Annotated in this window: 12 protein-coding genes; 6 read left to right on the forward strand and 6 right to left on the reverse strand. The window is 65.1% G+C overall.

What is annotated here, in order from left to right:
• Positions 1-34: 34 nt before the first annotated feature.
• Together VD811_03255 and VD811_03260 are read left to right on the forward strand one after the other, a co-directional pair.
• Entirely contained in the window at positions 35-922 is an 888-nt protein-coding gene (locus tag VD811_03255) for a carbon-nitrogen hydrolase (protein HXV19996.1), read from the forward strand.
• Positions 923-994: 72 nt separating this feature from the next.
• Positions 995-1,654, forward strand: coding sequence for a YceH family protein (locus tag VD811_03260; GenBank protein ID HXV19997.1), 660 nt, complete (start codon positions 995-997; stop codon positions 1,652-1,654).
• A 102-nt stretch (positions 1,655-1,756) separates the two neighbouring features.
• Here the strand turns inward: VD811_03260 and VD811_03265 are convergent, their stop codons facing one another.
• Entirely contained in the window at positions 1,757-2,389 is a 633-nt protein-coding gene (locus tag VD811_03265; GenBank protein HXV19998.1) for a hypothetical protein, read from the reverse strand.
• 25 nt (positions 2,390-2,414) lie between these two features.
• Complete coding sequence (locus tag VD811_03270; protein HXV19999.1) at positions 2,415-3,350, reverse strand: hypothetical protein; 936 nt, start codon at positions 3,348-3,350, stop codon at positions 2,415-2,417.
• 295 nt (positions 3,351-3,645) lie between these two features.
• Here VD811_03270 and VD811_03275 point away from each other — a divergent pair, with 295 nt between their 5' ends.
• A complete protein-coding gene (locus tag VD811_03275; protein HXV20000.1) occupies positions 3,646-4,596 on the forward strand; it encodes a rhomboid family intramembrane serine protease in 951 nt (316 codons plus the stop codon).
• Positions 4,597-4,629: 33 nt separating this feature from the next.
• Here the strand turns inward: VD811_03275 and VD811_03280 are convergent, their stop codons facing one another.
• The gene (locus VD811_03280) at positions 4,630-6,264 is read right to left on the reverse strand and encodes a M20 family peptidase (protein HXV20001.1); all 1,635 of its coding nucleotides are present in this window, start codon (positions 6,262-6,264) and stop codon (positions 4,630-4,632) included.
• A 116-nt stretch (positions 6,265-6,380) separates the two neighbouring features.
• Here VD811_03280 and VD811_03285 point away from each other — a divergent pair, with 116 nt between their 5' ends.
• The 3 genes from VD811_03285 to VD811_03295 are packed head-to-tail and all read left to right on the forward strand — an operon-like array spanning position 6,381 to position 9,715.
• Positions 6,381-7,709, forward strand: a complete 1,329-nt coding sequence (locus VD811_03285) for an ATP-binding protein (protein ID HXV20002.1) — start codon at positions 6,381-6,383, stop codon at positions 7,707-7,709.
• A 3-nt stretch (positions 7,710-7,712) separates the two neighbouring features.
• On the forward strand, positions 7,713-8,174 hold the full coding sequence (locus tag VD811_03290; GenBank protein ID HXV20003.1) for a response regulator: 462 nt from the start codon (positions 7,713-7,715) through the stop codon (positions 8,172-8,174).
• Positions 8,171-9,715: a SpoIIE family protein phosphatase gene (locus VD811_03295; protein ID HXV20004.1), complete on the forward strand. Its 1,545-nt coding sequence runs from the start codon at positions 8,171-8,173 to the stop codon at positions 9,713-9,715. Before VD811_03290 ends, VD811_03295 begins: the two co-directional genes overlap by 4 nt.
• A gap of 21 nt (positions 9,716-9,736) precedes the next feature.
• Here the strand turns inward: VD811_03295 and VD811_03300 are convergent, their stop codons facing one another.
• The 3 genes from VD811_03300 to VD811_03310 form a co-directional block, all read right to left on the reverse strand.
• Positions 9,737-10,351: a nucleotidyltransferase family protein gene (locus VD811_03300; GenBank protein ID HXV20005.1), complete on the reverse strand. Its 615-nt coding sequence runs from the start codon at positions 10,349-10,351 to the stop codon at positions 9,737-9,739.
• The gene (locus VD811_03305; GenBank protein ID HXV20006.1) at positions 10,269-11,114 is read right to left on the reverse strand and encodes an XdhC/CoxI family protein; all 846 of its coding nucleotides are present in this window, start codon (positions 11,112-11,114) and stop codon (positions 10,269-10,271) included. Before VD811_03305 ends, VD811_03300 begins: the two co-directional genes overlap by 83 nt.
• Before the next feature lie 55 nt (positions 11,115-11,169).
• Positions 11,170-12,928, reverse strand: a 1,759-nt coding sequence (locus VD811_03310) for a xanthine dehydrogenase family protein molybdopterin-binding subunit (GenBank protein HXV20007.1), incomplete at its 5' end; no start/stop codon positions are given.

Below are 12,928 nucleotides of genomic sequence, written 5' to 3' on the forward strand. Positions count from 1 at the left end.
TCGGGCCTTGTACCTGACTTCAGGAGTTTTCACCATGAAAGAAAAACTGATCGTCGGCCTGGTGCAGCAGAGCTGCAGTGCCGACCGCGCTGCGAACATCGAAAAGAGCATAGCCGGCATCCGCCGGGCCGCCGCGCAGGGAGCCGGACTCATTGTGCTGCAGGAGCTGCACGCCGGCCTCTACTTCTGCCAGACCGAGGATACCGACTGCTTCGACCAGGCGGAATCGATCCCCGGCCCGGCCACTGAAACCTTTGGCGCCCTGGCACGGGAACTCGGGGTGGTGCTCGTCCTCTCCCTGTTCGAAAAGCGCGCCGCCGGTCTCTACCATAACACCGCCGTGGTGCTGGAGAAGGACGGTTCCATCGCCGGAAGATACCGCAAGATGCACATCCCCGACGACCCGGGCTATTACGAGAAGTTCTACTTCACCCCCGGCGACCTCGGCTTCAACCCCATCGACACCTCGGTCGGGCGGCTGGGGGTGCTGGTCTGCTGGGATCAGTGGTATCCCGAGGCGGCCCGCCTGATGGCCATGGCCGGAGCCGAGCTGCTTATCTATCCGACCGCCATCGGCTTCGACCCGAATGACATCCCGGAGGAGCAGCAGCGGCAGCGCGAGGCCTGGACCACCATCCAGCGCGCCCACGCCGTGGCAAACGGGCTGCCGGTCGTCAGCGTCAACCGGGTCGGTTTTGAGACCGACCCCAGCGGGAAGACGGCCGGAGCTCTCTTCTGGGGGGGAAGTTTCGTCGCCGGCTGCCAGGGGGAGATGCTGGCGCGGGCGGATGCGGCCAAAGAGGAAGTGCTGGTGGTGGAGATCGACCGGCAACGCGGCGAAGCCGTCCGGCGCATCTGGCCCTTCCTGCGCGACCGCCGCATCGACGCCTACCAGGATCTCTTGAAACGTTACCGGGATTGAACGGTGTAGGGGCGGACTGCGTCCGCCCAGGGCGCATGCAATGCGCCCCTACGCGTAGAAAACGGAGGGCCGATGGATTTGATTTTAAACGACATCGAAGTGCGGGTGCTCGGCTGTCTCGTCGAGAAGGAGATGACCACGCCTGAGTACTACCCCTTGAGCCTCAACGCCCTGACCAATGCCTGCAACCAGAAGTCGAACCGCGATCCCGTGCTGGATATCGGGGAGACCGATGTGGTCCGCGCCCTCGACGGGCTGCGTTTCAAGGGGCTGGCAATGCAGGCCGCCGACGGCGGACGGGTCCCCAAGTACCGCCACGCTCTGGCCGGCAAGCTCTACCTCGAACCGCCGGAGTTGGCCATCCTCGGCGAGCTGCTGCTGCGCGGTCCGCAGACCGTTGGCGAACTGCGCGGCCGGGCCGAGCGCATGCACCCTTTCCCCTCGCTGGAGAACGTCGAGGCGATCCTGCAGGAGTTGCAGGAGAGAGAAGTCCCCCTGGTCGTCAAGCTCCCCCGACAACCGGGGCGCAAGGAGCACCGCTACCTGCACCTGCTTGCCGGCGAGCCCAAACTGGCGGCCGAAGAACAAACCGCGCCCCCCGAAACCGCACGATCGCAGGTCATGGCCGAAAACGAGCGGATCGCCCGACTCGAGGCAGAAGTGGGGGCCCTGCGCGATGAGCTCGCCGCCCTGCGCCAGGAGCTTGCGGAATTCAGGACACAGTTCGAATAGGCTCTGCTTTTCATAGGTCCCATAAGTCCCATTGGTCCCAAGAGACCTATGGGACTTATGGGACCTATAACCGTCTTCCCCTGCTTGACCCTTCCCCCTCTCTCAGCGATCCCGCAGCAGCACCCCGCCCCGGTAGAGCAGCCAGAATGCCCCCATCTGCACGACGTGATAGAAGTCGTTGTGGTTGAAGTGCTCGTGCAGCCTCAGGCCGCTCGCCTGGATGCCGGCGGCGGCAAATGAAACGATCACGCCGCCGATGAGCCAGGGAGCAAACTGCTCACGCCGCGCCACCGCCGCATGAATCGCCAGCAGAAACACGCCGAGCAGAGCGGGCGCATAGTCATAGATGACGAAGCGGAAGTCGTCGTGACCGAGCATCCAGCCCGCATAGACCAGGAACTTCAGGCCGGCCAGGGCCAGCAGCCATTTTCTAGGAGCGCCGGAAAGGGTGGCAAGGACGGCGCCGGCGAACAGGCAGAGAGCTGCCAGTCCCACGGCGAAGACGGTGAACTTCCAAAGCAGAAAAGCAGGGAGACCTTCGAGGTAAGGCAGAAAACCGTGATAGCTCCCCCCGGCCAGGGCGGCAGCGGCCGAAGCGTAAAAACCCACCGCCCAGCAGCGGATTGCCCGCTGCCCGGAGCGGCGCCAGACAGCCTGCAGCCGTACGCCCAGGCAGAAAACGAGGCCGGCCAGCAGGTAGTCGGTGAACAGGGTCATCGGTTCGGAGACTTGCATGCAGCTCCCCTGGCTGGGCGGATGATCAGTAGAACCGGTAAGTGGCCCCCAGCATGACCGCCTGCGACTCCCAGTTCACCTCGTTGAGCCGCGTTTCTCCCACCGTGCCGTCGGCCAAAAAAACCTGGTCTCTGCCAGGGTCGGTCTCCCAGTCCGCATAATCGTAGCCCAGTTCCACGCTCCACCGCTCTCCCAGGCTCCAGGCGGCGGCGACGGCAAGGACGATTCCGTCGCCGTCCGCGCTGTGTTTGAAGCTCGTCGGGTGGGCCAGGTCCGTTCGCATGTTCCAGTTCGCTTTGGCCTCGTAGTCGGCCCAGTGATATTCGGCCGAACCAGTGAGAGTGAGACGAGCCGACGGCCGGATTTCAAGATCGACACCGATCCAGGGCCCAAACCACTCGGCTTCGTAGGTGCTGTCGAGACCGGGGAGAGGTCCCAATGGCGGCAGAATCAGCTCACCGGGGCCCAAAACAGCATCCGCCAACGCCTGGTTGGCGACAGTCTGCACGCCGTCGGTGATGCGCAGATTCTGCTCGTGATAGGAAAAGCCGACCAGCGGGGTGACGATGAACTTCCCCTCCCGGAACCCGAAGCGGGGCCCGATGGCGAGGGCGACGTCGAGCACATTGTCACCGTCGGTCTTGTTGTTGGAGCGGGAGAATTCGAGGGTGCGATTGTCCCCCAGAAAGTCCGAATCCTGATTGTCGCCGTCGACGATCCAGCCGTAGCCGAGCAAACCCTTGACGCAGGCATCGAAAGAAGGGAAGTTATCCAGGCCGAAAATCGCCTTTGCCTTCGCCCGCACCTGGTATATCTCCAGGTCCTCCCACTCCAGTTCGGAAAGGACGTTGGGGCTGGTCCCCTGGGGAGTGCCGGCGATATTCCAGTCGAACTGGTCCTGCCGGTAGCCGGCGCCGAGCTGGAGATCAAGACTCGGGGCTACCTCCGCACGGGCCTCCATCCCTCCCGCAGTCAACAGCAATGTCAGCAATGCGCCCGCCCACAACCGGCTCGTTCCTGCTCCCCGCATCGTCCCTCTCGCCATGGTCGCCACCTCCCTTGAAACCCGGTCGGAATCCCCTCGCCCTTTATCGGTAAGAATTTGAAGAGTATGTGGTCAGCTGTCGACGATGTCAATAGCCGGCACCCCGCTCGCAGCTTTACCCGGAAATATGACCGGGAAAGGGGATGACGCGGCCGCGCCGATCTGCCATGATAAGATGTGCATGCAGCAGCCGACTTGCGAGACAACACCTATGGAGCAGGAACCCGACATCGCAGCAACGGAGGTTTGGCGGGCCGTCCCTGCCAAATTGGACGATTCCGCTTCCTTCACCATCCTTTCCGGGCGCCGGCTGCACAACTGGCTCCTGGTCCTGGAGGCGCGCGGGGTCCCCTGCCGGGCCGAGCGACGCGGCTTCGGCTGGCAATTGCTGGTGCCGGACGACCGCTTTGAGTCCGCTCGGGAGGAATTGCGCCGATTCGAAGCTGAAAACCGCAACTGGCCCCCGCCCCTGCCACCGCAGGCTCCCTTAGCGGACAACCGCCTGGCGACCGTCTCGGTGCTTCTCCTGCTGGCCACCTTCCACAACCTCACCCTGCTCGATCTCGATCTCCTGGGCCACCACCCGGTCGACTGGATCACACTCGGCAACGCCCACGCCGAACTGATTCTCGCCGGTCAGTGGTGGCGGCCGGTCACCGCCCTTACCCTGCACTCCGGCTGGCTGCACCTGCTGGGCAACCTGACCCTCGGCGGGATCTTCCTGGTCCGACTCTGCCGCAATCTCGGCTCGGGCCTTGCCTGGAGTCTGATGCTCGCCGCCGGCACTCTCGGCAACCTGACCAACGCCTGCCTCCAGCAGCCGGACCACCGCGCGGTGGGCGCCTCGACCGCCGTCTTCGGCGCGGTAGGCCTGCTCGCCGCACTCAGCCTGGTCAATTACCGCCACCAACTGCGCCGGCGCTGGCCGCTACCGGTCGCCGCAGCGCTCGGGCTGCTGGCGCTCCTCGGCAGCGAAGGAGAACGCACCGACCTCGGCGCGCACCTCTTCGGATTTGCCTTCGGCATCCTTCTCGGGTTGGCGACCGGCTTTCTGCTGGGATGGTTCGGCCGGCCAGGACGACGGCTCAATGCGCTGTTGGCGGTGGCGAGTGCCGGTGTGGTATTGGGCGCGTGGTGGGCGGCGCTGGTGTTCGTGGGGTAAAAAACTGCGCCCTGGGCAGGGCAAGCCCTGCCCCTACAGCTCCTGCGAATTGCGCAGAAGTTGGGTGTAGAAGCGGACCAGTTGCGCATAACCGTCCACCGAAATTCGCTCATCAGTCCCATGGACTCTCTTTAAATCTTCGGGTCCGATGCGGATGAAGGAGAAGCGGTAGATGTTGTCGCAGAGGTCGTTGAAGTAACGGCAATCGGTCGCGCCGACCACCAGATAGGGGGCCACCAGCAACTCCTCCTCGGCTGCGACCTGGCGGATCGTCCTTTCCAGCATGCCGTAACTGGCGGCGCGGACATCCGAAACCGGCGACGGCTCGCTGCGGACCGCCCTGGCCCGGATCTGCACCCGGGAATCGTCCACGATCTTCCGCACCCGTCCGATCACCCCCTCCGTCTGCTCACCCGGCATGACCCGAATATTCACCACCGCCGTGGCCCGGACCGGCAATACGTTCTCCTTGATTCCGGCGCTGAGCTGGGTGGGTGCGATGGTGGTGCGGATGCCGGCATTCATCTCGGCAGAACGGCTCAGCAGCCGCTCGACCCAGGGAGCAAAGAGCCACAGGTTGGCCAGGGCCAGACGCTTGTGGAAGGGCATCCCGGGCCCGACCCGGGCGAAAAACAGGCGGGAGAACGAGAGGTCGGCCGGTAGAGGGTTCTCCTCAAGCCGGACCAGTGCCCTGCTGAGGATGCCGATGGTCGTCTGGCGCTCCGGCAGGGAGGAGTGCCCCCCCTCTCCCGCCACGCTCAGTTCCAGCGTCAGGTACCCCTTTTCCGCAATCCCCACCAGGGCTGCCGGGGCGGAAAGCCCGGGTATCAGCCCTTCGGCGACGAAGCCGCCTTCATCCAGAATGTATTCCAGCCGCACCTGCCGGCCTCGGAGCAGGCCGGCGATTTTGGCGGCCCCCTGCGTACCGCCGATCTCCTCATCGTGGCCGAAAGCCAGGTAGAGCGTGCGCCGTGGCTGAAATCCTGCCGCCAGCAGCGCCTCGACCGCCTCCAGAATCCCCATCAGGCTCGACTTGTCGTCCAGAGCGCCCCGCCCCCAGACATGCCCATCGGCGATCTCCCCGGCGAAAGGAGGATGCGTCCAGTCCGCTTCCGTCTCCGGGCTGACGGGAACCACATCCTGGTGGGCCATCAGCAGCACCGGCCGCAGGGCTGCCTCGCTTCCCGGCCAGGTAAAGAGCAGGCCGAAGCCGTCGACCGTCTCCTTCTTCAGGGAGGCCTGCACGCCGGGAAAGGCCTCGGCAAGCCAGACATGAAAAGCCTGAAAAGCTTCTCCGGCGAATTGGTCCGGATCTTCCTGCGAAACCGTCCGGAAGCGCAGGGCCCGGCCCAGACGCCGAACGGCCTCGTCGCTGTCGACAGCAATCGCGGCGGCTGGCGGCACCGGGCCGGGCCGGGCCGAAAACCGCAGGGTCTGGATGACCAGAGCCGCGAAAAGCGCGACCAGACCGAGACCGGAAACTAAGAGCAGCAGCTTCATGGAAATACCCTGGCTGGCGGAGTCGGCAAGTGACGGCTTTTTCCCGTCGGCACCGGTGAACCTCTCAGAAAAAACTATAGCATTTCCGGACAGGTTTACAGTTCCCCGGAGAAGCGCCGGCGAACGTCGAACCGGACCCGATGCATCCTGTTCCAATGCACTGACCACGTTGCCATCCTCGGGATGAGTGGCATAATCATTAAGGAAAACAGAAGGCTGCCCGCCTGTTGCTGCCTTTCGTCTTCCGCAGGGCGATCAGCCCATACCACCGTCAAGGAGAAAAGATGACCAGAAAAGCCAGCAACGCCGATCATCCGACGCCCGGGTTTGACGATGCCGGACAAACGGGTGAGCAGACCCGGAGGCAGGTTTCCCTGCTGAAGGCGATCATCCGGATCTTCAGGGAGACGCCGGACTGTGAAACCGAAGAGGAAGTGGCGCGGACCTGTCTTAAAATCGCCGAAGAACTCTCCGGCAGCGCCTACGGGTTCATCGGTGAGTTGAACCCGCAGGGCCATTTCGACACGACCACCCTCAGCGATGCAGGCTGGGCGGCCTGCCCCTTTCCCCGGCCGGAAGCGGTCGAGATGCTCAAGAACATGCCGAACCGGGGGATCAACCGGATCGGGCTCAGCGAAGGAAAATCCTGGATCATCAATGATCCGGCTTCCCATCCCGATGCGGTCGAAAAGCCGTCGGGCCATCCGCCGATCACTTCCTTCCTCGGCGTTCCGCTGAAGCTGAGGGGCGGCGTGACCGGCATGATCGCCCTGGCCAACAAGGAACCGGGATACACCCTGGCTGACCAGCAGGAAATCGAGGCGCTTTCGGTGGCCTTCGTCGAGGCGTTGAACCGCCGGCGGGCCGAGAGAAAAATCAACGAGCTGAACGAGGAACTGAACCGTCATGTCCTGCAGGTCGAAGCCGCCAACAAGGAACTGGAAGCCTTCAGCTATTCGGTTTCCCACGACCTGCGGGCGCCGCTGCGCCATGTGACCGGTTTCGTGGAACTCCTGAACAAAAGGGACCTCAGCGCTCTGGACGAGAAGAGCCGGCACTACCTGCAAGTGATCTCGGAAGCTGCCACCAGGATGGGAGCGCTGATCGACGACCTGCTCGCCTTCTCCCGCATGGGCCGCGCCGAGATGATGAAGACCAGGGTCGATATCGGCCGGATGCTGCAAGAGCTCATTACCGACCTGGAGGCGGAAACCGGAGGCCGGGAGATCGACTGGGAGATCGCCCCCCTGCCCGTGGTCGAGGCGGACCCGGCGATGATGCGCCTGGTGATGGTGAACCTGCTCACCAACGCCCTGAAGTTCACCAAAACGCGGCTGCGGGCGAGGATCGAAATCGGGGCGGTCTGCGACCAGCCGGAGGAAACGATCTTCTATGTCAGAGACAACGGCGTCGGCTTCGATCCCAGGTACGTGGAGAAACTCTTCGGCCTCTTCCAGCGCCTGCACAGCACGGAAGAGTTCGCCGGCACCGGCGTCGGCCTGGCCAACGTCCGGCGCATCATTCACCGGCACGGCGGCCGGACCTGGGCCGAAGGCGCCGTGGACGGCGGCGCGACCTTCTGGTTTTCGCTGCCCAAAACAGAGGAGGGATGACCCATGGTCGCGTTGAAACGAATCCTGTTGGTCGAGGACAACCCCAACGATGCCGAACTCACCCTTGAAGCCCTGGCCGAACACAATCTCGCCAATGGCGTCGAGCTGGCCAAGGACGGGGAAGAAGCCCTGGATTACCTCTATCGGCGGGGGAAATATGCCGGTCGCAACGACGGGAATCTGGCGGTGATCCTCCTCGATCTCAAGCTCCCCAAGGTGGACGGTCTGGAGGTGCTGCGCATCATCAAGTCCGACGAAAACCTGAGATGCATTCCGGTGGTGGTCCTCACCTCCTCCCGCGAGGAACGGGACATGATCGAAAGTTACCGGCTGGGGGTGAACGCCTACGTGGTCAAGCCGGTCAACTTCTGCGATTTCATGAATGCGGTCAAGGAGCTCGGCGCCTTCTGGGCGATCGTCAACGAGCCGCCTCCGGCGAGCCGCAGGAAAGGCCTGCCGGAATGAGTCGGCATCTGCGGATACTCCATCTCGAAGACGACCCGGCCGACGCCGAACTGGTGCAGGCGACCCTGGCCGCCGAAGCCCTCGGCTGCCATGTGCGGGTGGTCGCCACCCGCGAAGATTTTGTCGCCGCACTGGAGGAAGGCGGGTTCGATGTGGTTCTCGCCGATTTCGCTCTGCCCGGCTTCGACGGCATGACCGCGCTGGCCATCGTCCGGGAACAGCACCCCGATCTCCCCTTCGTTTTCGTCTCCGGCCGGCTGGGGGAAGAGTCGGCCATCGAATCCCTGCGCAACGGCGCCACCGACTACGTCCTGAAAAACAAGCTCTCCCGGCTTGTGCCGGCGGTCAGCCGGGCGCTGAGCGAAGCCAGTGAACGGGCCGAACTGAGAAAGGCGGAAGCGGAGCTGGCACGAGCCACCAGCGAGATCCGGGAGCGGGCGGAGAGCTACCAGAACCTCTTCAACAGCATCCGCGACGTCATCTTCGTCACTGATCACAACCGCATAGTTCAGCACGTCAACCAGCCTGCCCTGCGCGAGGTCTTCGGCTATGAACTGGAAGAGGTGGAGGGGAAGAGCGCCAGATTCCACTACGCCGACGAAGAGGGCTTCCTGCTGGCGGGGCGAGAAATCTACGACCACCGGGAACCGGTCCCCGGGAAGATCCTGGAACTCGGTTTCCGCAGAAAGAACGGCGAGCTCTTCACCGGTGAGCTTTACGCGATGAAGAGCTGCGACTGCCGGGGTGTCCCGACCGGGAATATCGGCATGGTCCGGGATATCAGCGAACGGAAAAGGGCTGAGGAAGCCTTGCGCGAAAGCGAAATGCGCCGCTACCTGATGCTGGTCGAACTGGTCTACGCGGCGGAGGTCCAGGCGAAGCTCCTGCCGCGCAGCTATCCGCACATTCCCGATTTCGACATTGCCGCCCGCTGTCTGCCCGCCAAACAGGTCGGCGGCGATTTCTTCGACTGGCAGGAGGTATGCACGGGCGTGTGGGCATTCACCCTGGGCGATGTCATGGGCAAAGGGATGGCCGCAGCCATGCTCATGGCCACCGTCAGGGCCGCCATGCGCTCCACAGGGCACAATCGGCCGTCGGAGGCCCTGCGTCTGACCGAGTCCGCCGTGCTCCCCGATCTGGAAAACGCCGAAAGCTTCGTGACCCTGTTCCTGGGACAACTTTTTGCGGCGGAGCACCGCCTCACTTTCGTCGACTGCGGTCACGGCTATGTCTTTCTGCGGCGCAGCGACGGAGCCGTCGAGGAACTTGTCCCCCGCGGGCTTCCCCTCGGAGTCCCGGCCCCGAAGGTCTACCAGGAAGGCACGATCCATTTTGCCAAAGGCGACACCCTGGTTATTTACAGTGACGGGCTGGTGGACGCCAGGCCGGAACTGGCGCTGGACAGCAGCAGTCTGGCCAGATACCTGGACGATGCGGCCAGTGCCCAGGAAATGGTCGACCGGCTGATGGGGATGACGGAGCAGAAGGGGCCGCTGCCGGATGATGTGACGGTCCTGGTGGTGCGCTGCACGGGGTAACCGCGGCCCTCTCGATAACCTCTAAACCGCACCCGGCGACCGGGTCGGCAAGATGTGCAGCCGCCCCAGGAGTCGCTGGTAATCTTCCCAGGTATCCATATCGAGCACCGTACCTTCATCCTCCGTCTCGAGAAAACTCACCACCTCGCTGTGCCTGCCGATAACCTCCCGCAGCGTCGGGAGACTTTCGATCTCTTCCAGCAGCAAACGTGGAAAGAGGGTGGGATGTCCCTTGCGCCCCCGGTGGCAGGGGATGACGATGGCCTCCGGCCTCTCGGCACCCTGCCGGCGCATGGCGGCCAGGGTCTGCGGAGCGACGAGGGGATGATCGCAGAGAGAGACGAAGATACGCTCCGCGCTGCGTCCGAGCGCCGCGAGCCCCACCCGCACCGATCCGGCCATGTCGCTTTCCGGATCCTCGTTCCGCACCACGGTCACCGGCAAGTCCGCAATGGCCTGCGCCACCGCGTCCCCCTCCGGACCGATCACCACAACGACCTCGTCCACCCCTGCGGCCAGCAGAGTCTCGACGCAGCGGACGACGGCCGGCCGGTCAGGGAGCGGCAGAAGCTGCTTGCAGCGCCCCATCCGCCGCGACTGCCCGGCGGCCAGGAGCATCGCCGAGACTGACGGCATGGTTCCTCCTTGTCTGGATAAGCTGAGCGACGATGCTGACGGCAATCTCCGCCGGGGTTTCGGCGCCGATGGAAAGGCCCACGGGGATCGTCAGTCGATCGATGTCGTTCGAAGCGTACCCCTCGGCGGTGAGGGTCTGCACCAGCACCTCCCGCTTCCGCTTGCTGCCGATGATGCCGATGTAGCGGGCCGGGGTCGCCAGAGCCGCCCGAACCGCGGCAAAGTCCTTCTCGAAGCCGGTGGTGGTGATGACGACGCAGGTGGCGGCATCCACCGGCAGTCGACCAAGGAGATCGGCGCACTCGCCCAGGTGAACCTCGTCGGCCTCCGGCACCTGTTCCCGCGTCGCATACTCCGGGCGGTCATCGGCCACCGTCACCCGGAATCCGGCGAAGCTGGCGGCGGTCGCCAGCGCCCGGCCCACGTGCCCGGCACCGATAATGAGGAGGCGCGGCGCGAGACCGGCCGGTTCGATATAGACGAGGAGCCGGCCGCCGCAGACATGGCCGTATTCCTCGGTGAGAGTGAAAGGGAGGGTGCGGGGCTCGCCGCTCGCCAGGGCAGCCAGGGCCGCCTCGATAGTCTCCATCTCGACCCGTCCGCCCCCCACCGTCCCGAGGATGGAGCCGTCGTGCCGCACCAGCATCTTCGCCCCCGCCTTGCGCGGGGAGGAACCGGCACTCTCCACCACCGTCGCCAGGGCGAAGGGGACCCCCTGCCCGGCGAGGGCGATCATCTCTTCGTAGACTTTCAAATCATCCATGAATGTTTTTGGCCTTTCTGTAGGGGCACGGCGCGCCGTGCCCCTACGAAACAATTTACCCCTTCCTCATCGCCTGCTGTACCTTCTCCGGCGTCATGGGGAGGCTCCGCAGGCGGGCGCCGCTGGCGGCAAAGACGGCGTTGGCCACGGCCGGGGCGACCGGTGGAACGCCCGGCTCTCCCACCCCGCCCGGCGCCTCTTCGCTCGGCACGATGTGCACCTCCACCTGCGGCATCTCATCGATGCGCAGCAGCGGATAATCGTCGAAATTGCCCTGCTCCACCCGGCCGTTTTTCAGGGTGATGGCGCCATGGAGGGCGGCGGAGAGGCCGAAGACGATCCCCGATTCCATCTGCGCCTCGATGGTGTCGGGATTGACGATCTTGCCGCAGTCGATGGCGCAGACCACCCGGTGGACCCGCACCTCTCCCTTCGGGCCGACCGAGACCTCCGCCACCTGGGCGATAAAGCTGCCGAACGACTCGTGCACGGCGATCCCCCGCCCGCGCCCGGCCGGCAGCGCCTTGCCCCAGCCGGCCTTTTGGGCGGCCAGCTCCAGCACCCCCCGATGCCGGGGCTTGCCGGCGAGGAGAGCGCGCCGGAATTCGAAGGGATCCTTCCCGGCCGCATGGGCCGCCTCGTCGAGGAAGCCCTCGACGACGAACGCCGTGTGCGAATGCCCCACCGAGCGCCACCAGAGAACCGGCACGACGTTCTTCGGGGAATGGAGATCGACGAGAAGGTTGGGGATGGCGTAGGGGATGTCGCTCGCCCCCTCCACCGAGGTTTCGTCGACCCCCTCCTTCACCATCCCACCCTCGAAGGGGGTGCCGGCCATGATCGACTGGCCGACGATGGTATGCCGCCAGGCGACGAGCTTCCCTTCCCCGTCGAGGCCAGCCGCGATCCGGTCGTACCACATGGGGCGGTAGTATCCTCCCCGGGTGTCGTCCTCGCGGGTCCAGACCACCTTGACCGGTTTCTTCACCGCCTTCGCCACGTGCACCGCCTCGACGACGAAATCCGACTGGGGGTTGGCCCGCCGGCCGAAGCCGCCGCCGAGGAAGGTGGTATGGATGCTGACCTGCTCGGGCTTGAGCCCCGCGGCGCCGGCGGCGGCGCTGCGGTCGAAGGTCTGCATCTGGGTGCCGGTCCAGATGTCGCAGCGGTCGTCCCGCAGGTCGACGACGCAGTTGAGGGGCTCCATGGTCGCGTGGGCCAGATAGGGGACTTCGTACTCGGCGCCCAGCTGCCGGGCCGCCGTCGCCAGCACCGCCTCCGGATCCCCTTCCTTGCGGGCGGTGAGGCCGGCAGTCCGGGCCAGCTTCGCGTACTTCTCCCGCATTCCCGCCGTCGAGAGGGTGGCGCCGGCGCCGTCGTCCCAGACGATCTCCAGCGCCTCGCGCCCCTGCTGCGCAGGCCAGAAGCCGGTGGCGACTACCGCTACGCCGGAGGGGACCTGCACCACCTGCTGTACGCCGGGAACGGCCTTCGCCTTTTCGCTCCTGACGCTGACGACCTTGCCGCCGAAGACCGGCGGCCGGGCGATGACGGCAGTCAGCATCCCGGGGAGTTGCACGTCGAGCCCGAACCGCGCCGTGCCGTCGATCTTGGCCGGGCTGTCGAGCCGGGGCCGCGGCTTGCCGAGGAGCCGGTAGCTGGCTGGATTCTTCAGCCGGATTTCCGTCGGGACCGGCAGTCTGGCCGCTGCCTCCGCCAGTTCACCGTAGGCCAGCGACTTGCCGCCGGCGTGCAGCACCCGGCCGCTTTCGGCGCGGCAGCTCGCCGGCTCGACCTGCCAGCGCCGGGCAGCG

Source organism: Desulfuromonadales bacterium, assembly GCA_035620395.1.
In the GTDB taxonomy this organism is placed as follows: domain Bacteria; phylum Desulfobacterota; class Desulfuromonadia; order Desulfuromonadales; family DASPGW01; genus DASPGW01.

Bases quoted from the DNA above. Each gene is read 5' to 3' on its own strand.
- VD811_03285 (HXV20002.1), top strand. From the start codon at position 6,381: ATGACCAGAAAAGCCAGCAACGCCGATCATCCGACGCCCGGGTTTGAC.
- VD811_03260 (HXV19997.1), top strand. From the start codon at position 995: ATGGATTTGATTTTAAACGACATCGAAGTGCGGGTGCTCGGCTGTCTC.
- VD811_03255 (HXV19996.1), top strand. From the start codon at position 35: ATGAAAGAAAAACTGATCGTCGGCCTGGTGCAGCAGAGCTGCAGTGCC.
- VD811_03270 (HXV19999.1), bottom strand. From the start codon at position 3,350: ATGGAGGCCCGTGCGGAGGTAGCCCCGAGTCTTGATCTCCAGCTCGGC.
- VD811_03275 (HXV20000.1), top strand. From the start codon at position 3,646: ATGGAGCAGGAACCCGACATCGCAGCAACGGAGGTTTGGCGGGCCGTC.
- VD811_03290 (HXV20003.1), top strand. From the start codon at position 7,713: ATGGTCGCGTTGAAACGAATCCTGTTGGTCGAGGACAACCCCAACGAT.
- VD811_03265 (HXV19998.1), bottom strand. From the start codon at position 2,389: ATGCAAGTCTCCGAACCGATGACCCTGTTCACCGACTACCTGCTGGCC.
- VD811_03300 (HXV20005.1), bottom strand. From the start codon at position 10,351: ATGCCGTCAGTCTCGGCGATGCTCCTGGCCGCCGGGCAGTCGCGGCGG.
- VD811_03305 (HXV20006.1), bottom strand. From the start codon at position 11,114: ATGGATGATTTGAAAGTCTACGAAGAGATGATCGCCCTCGCCGGGCAG.
- VD811_03295 (HXV20004.1), top strand. From the start codon at position 8,171: ATGAGTCGGCATCTGCGGATACTCCATCTCGAAGACGACCCGGCCGAC.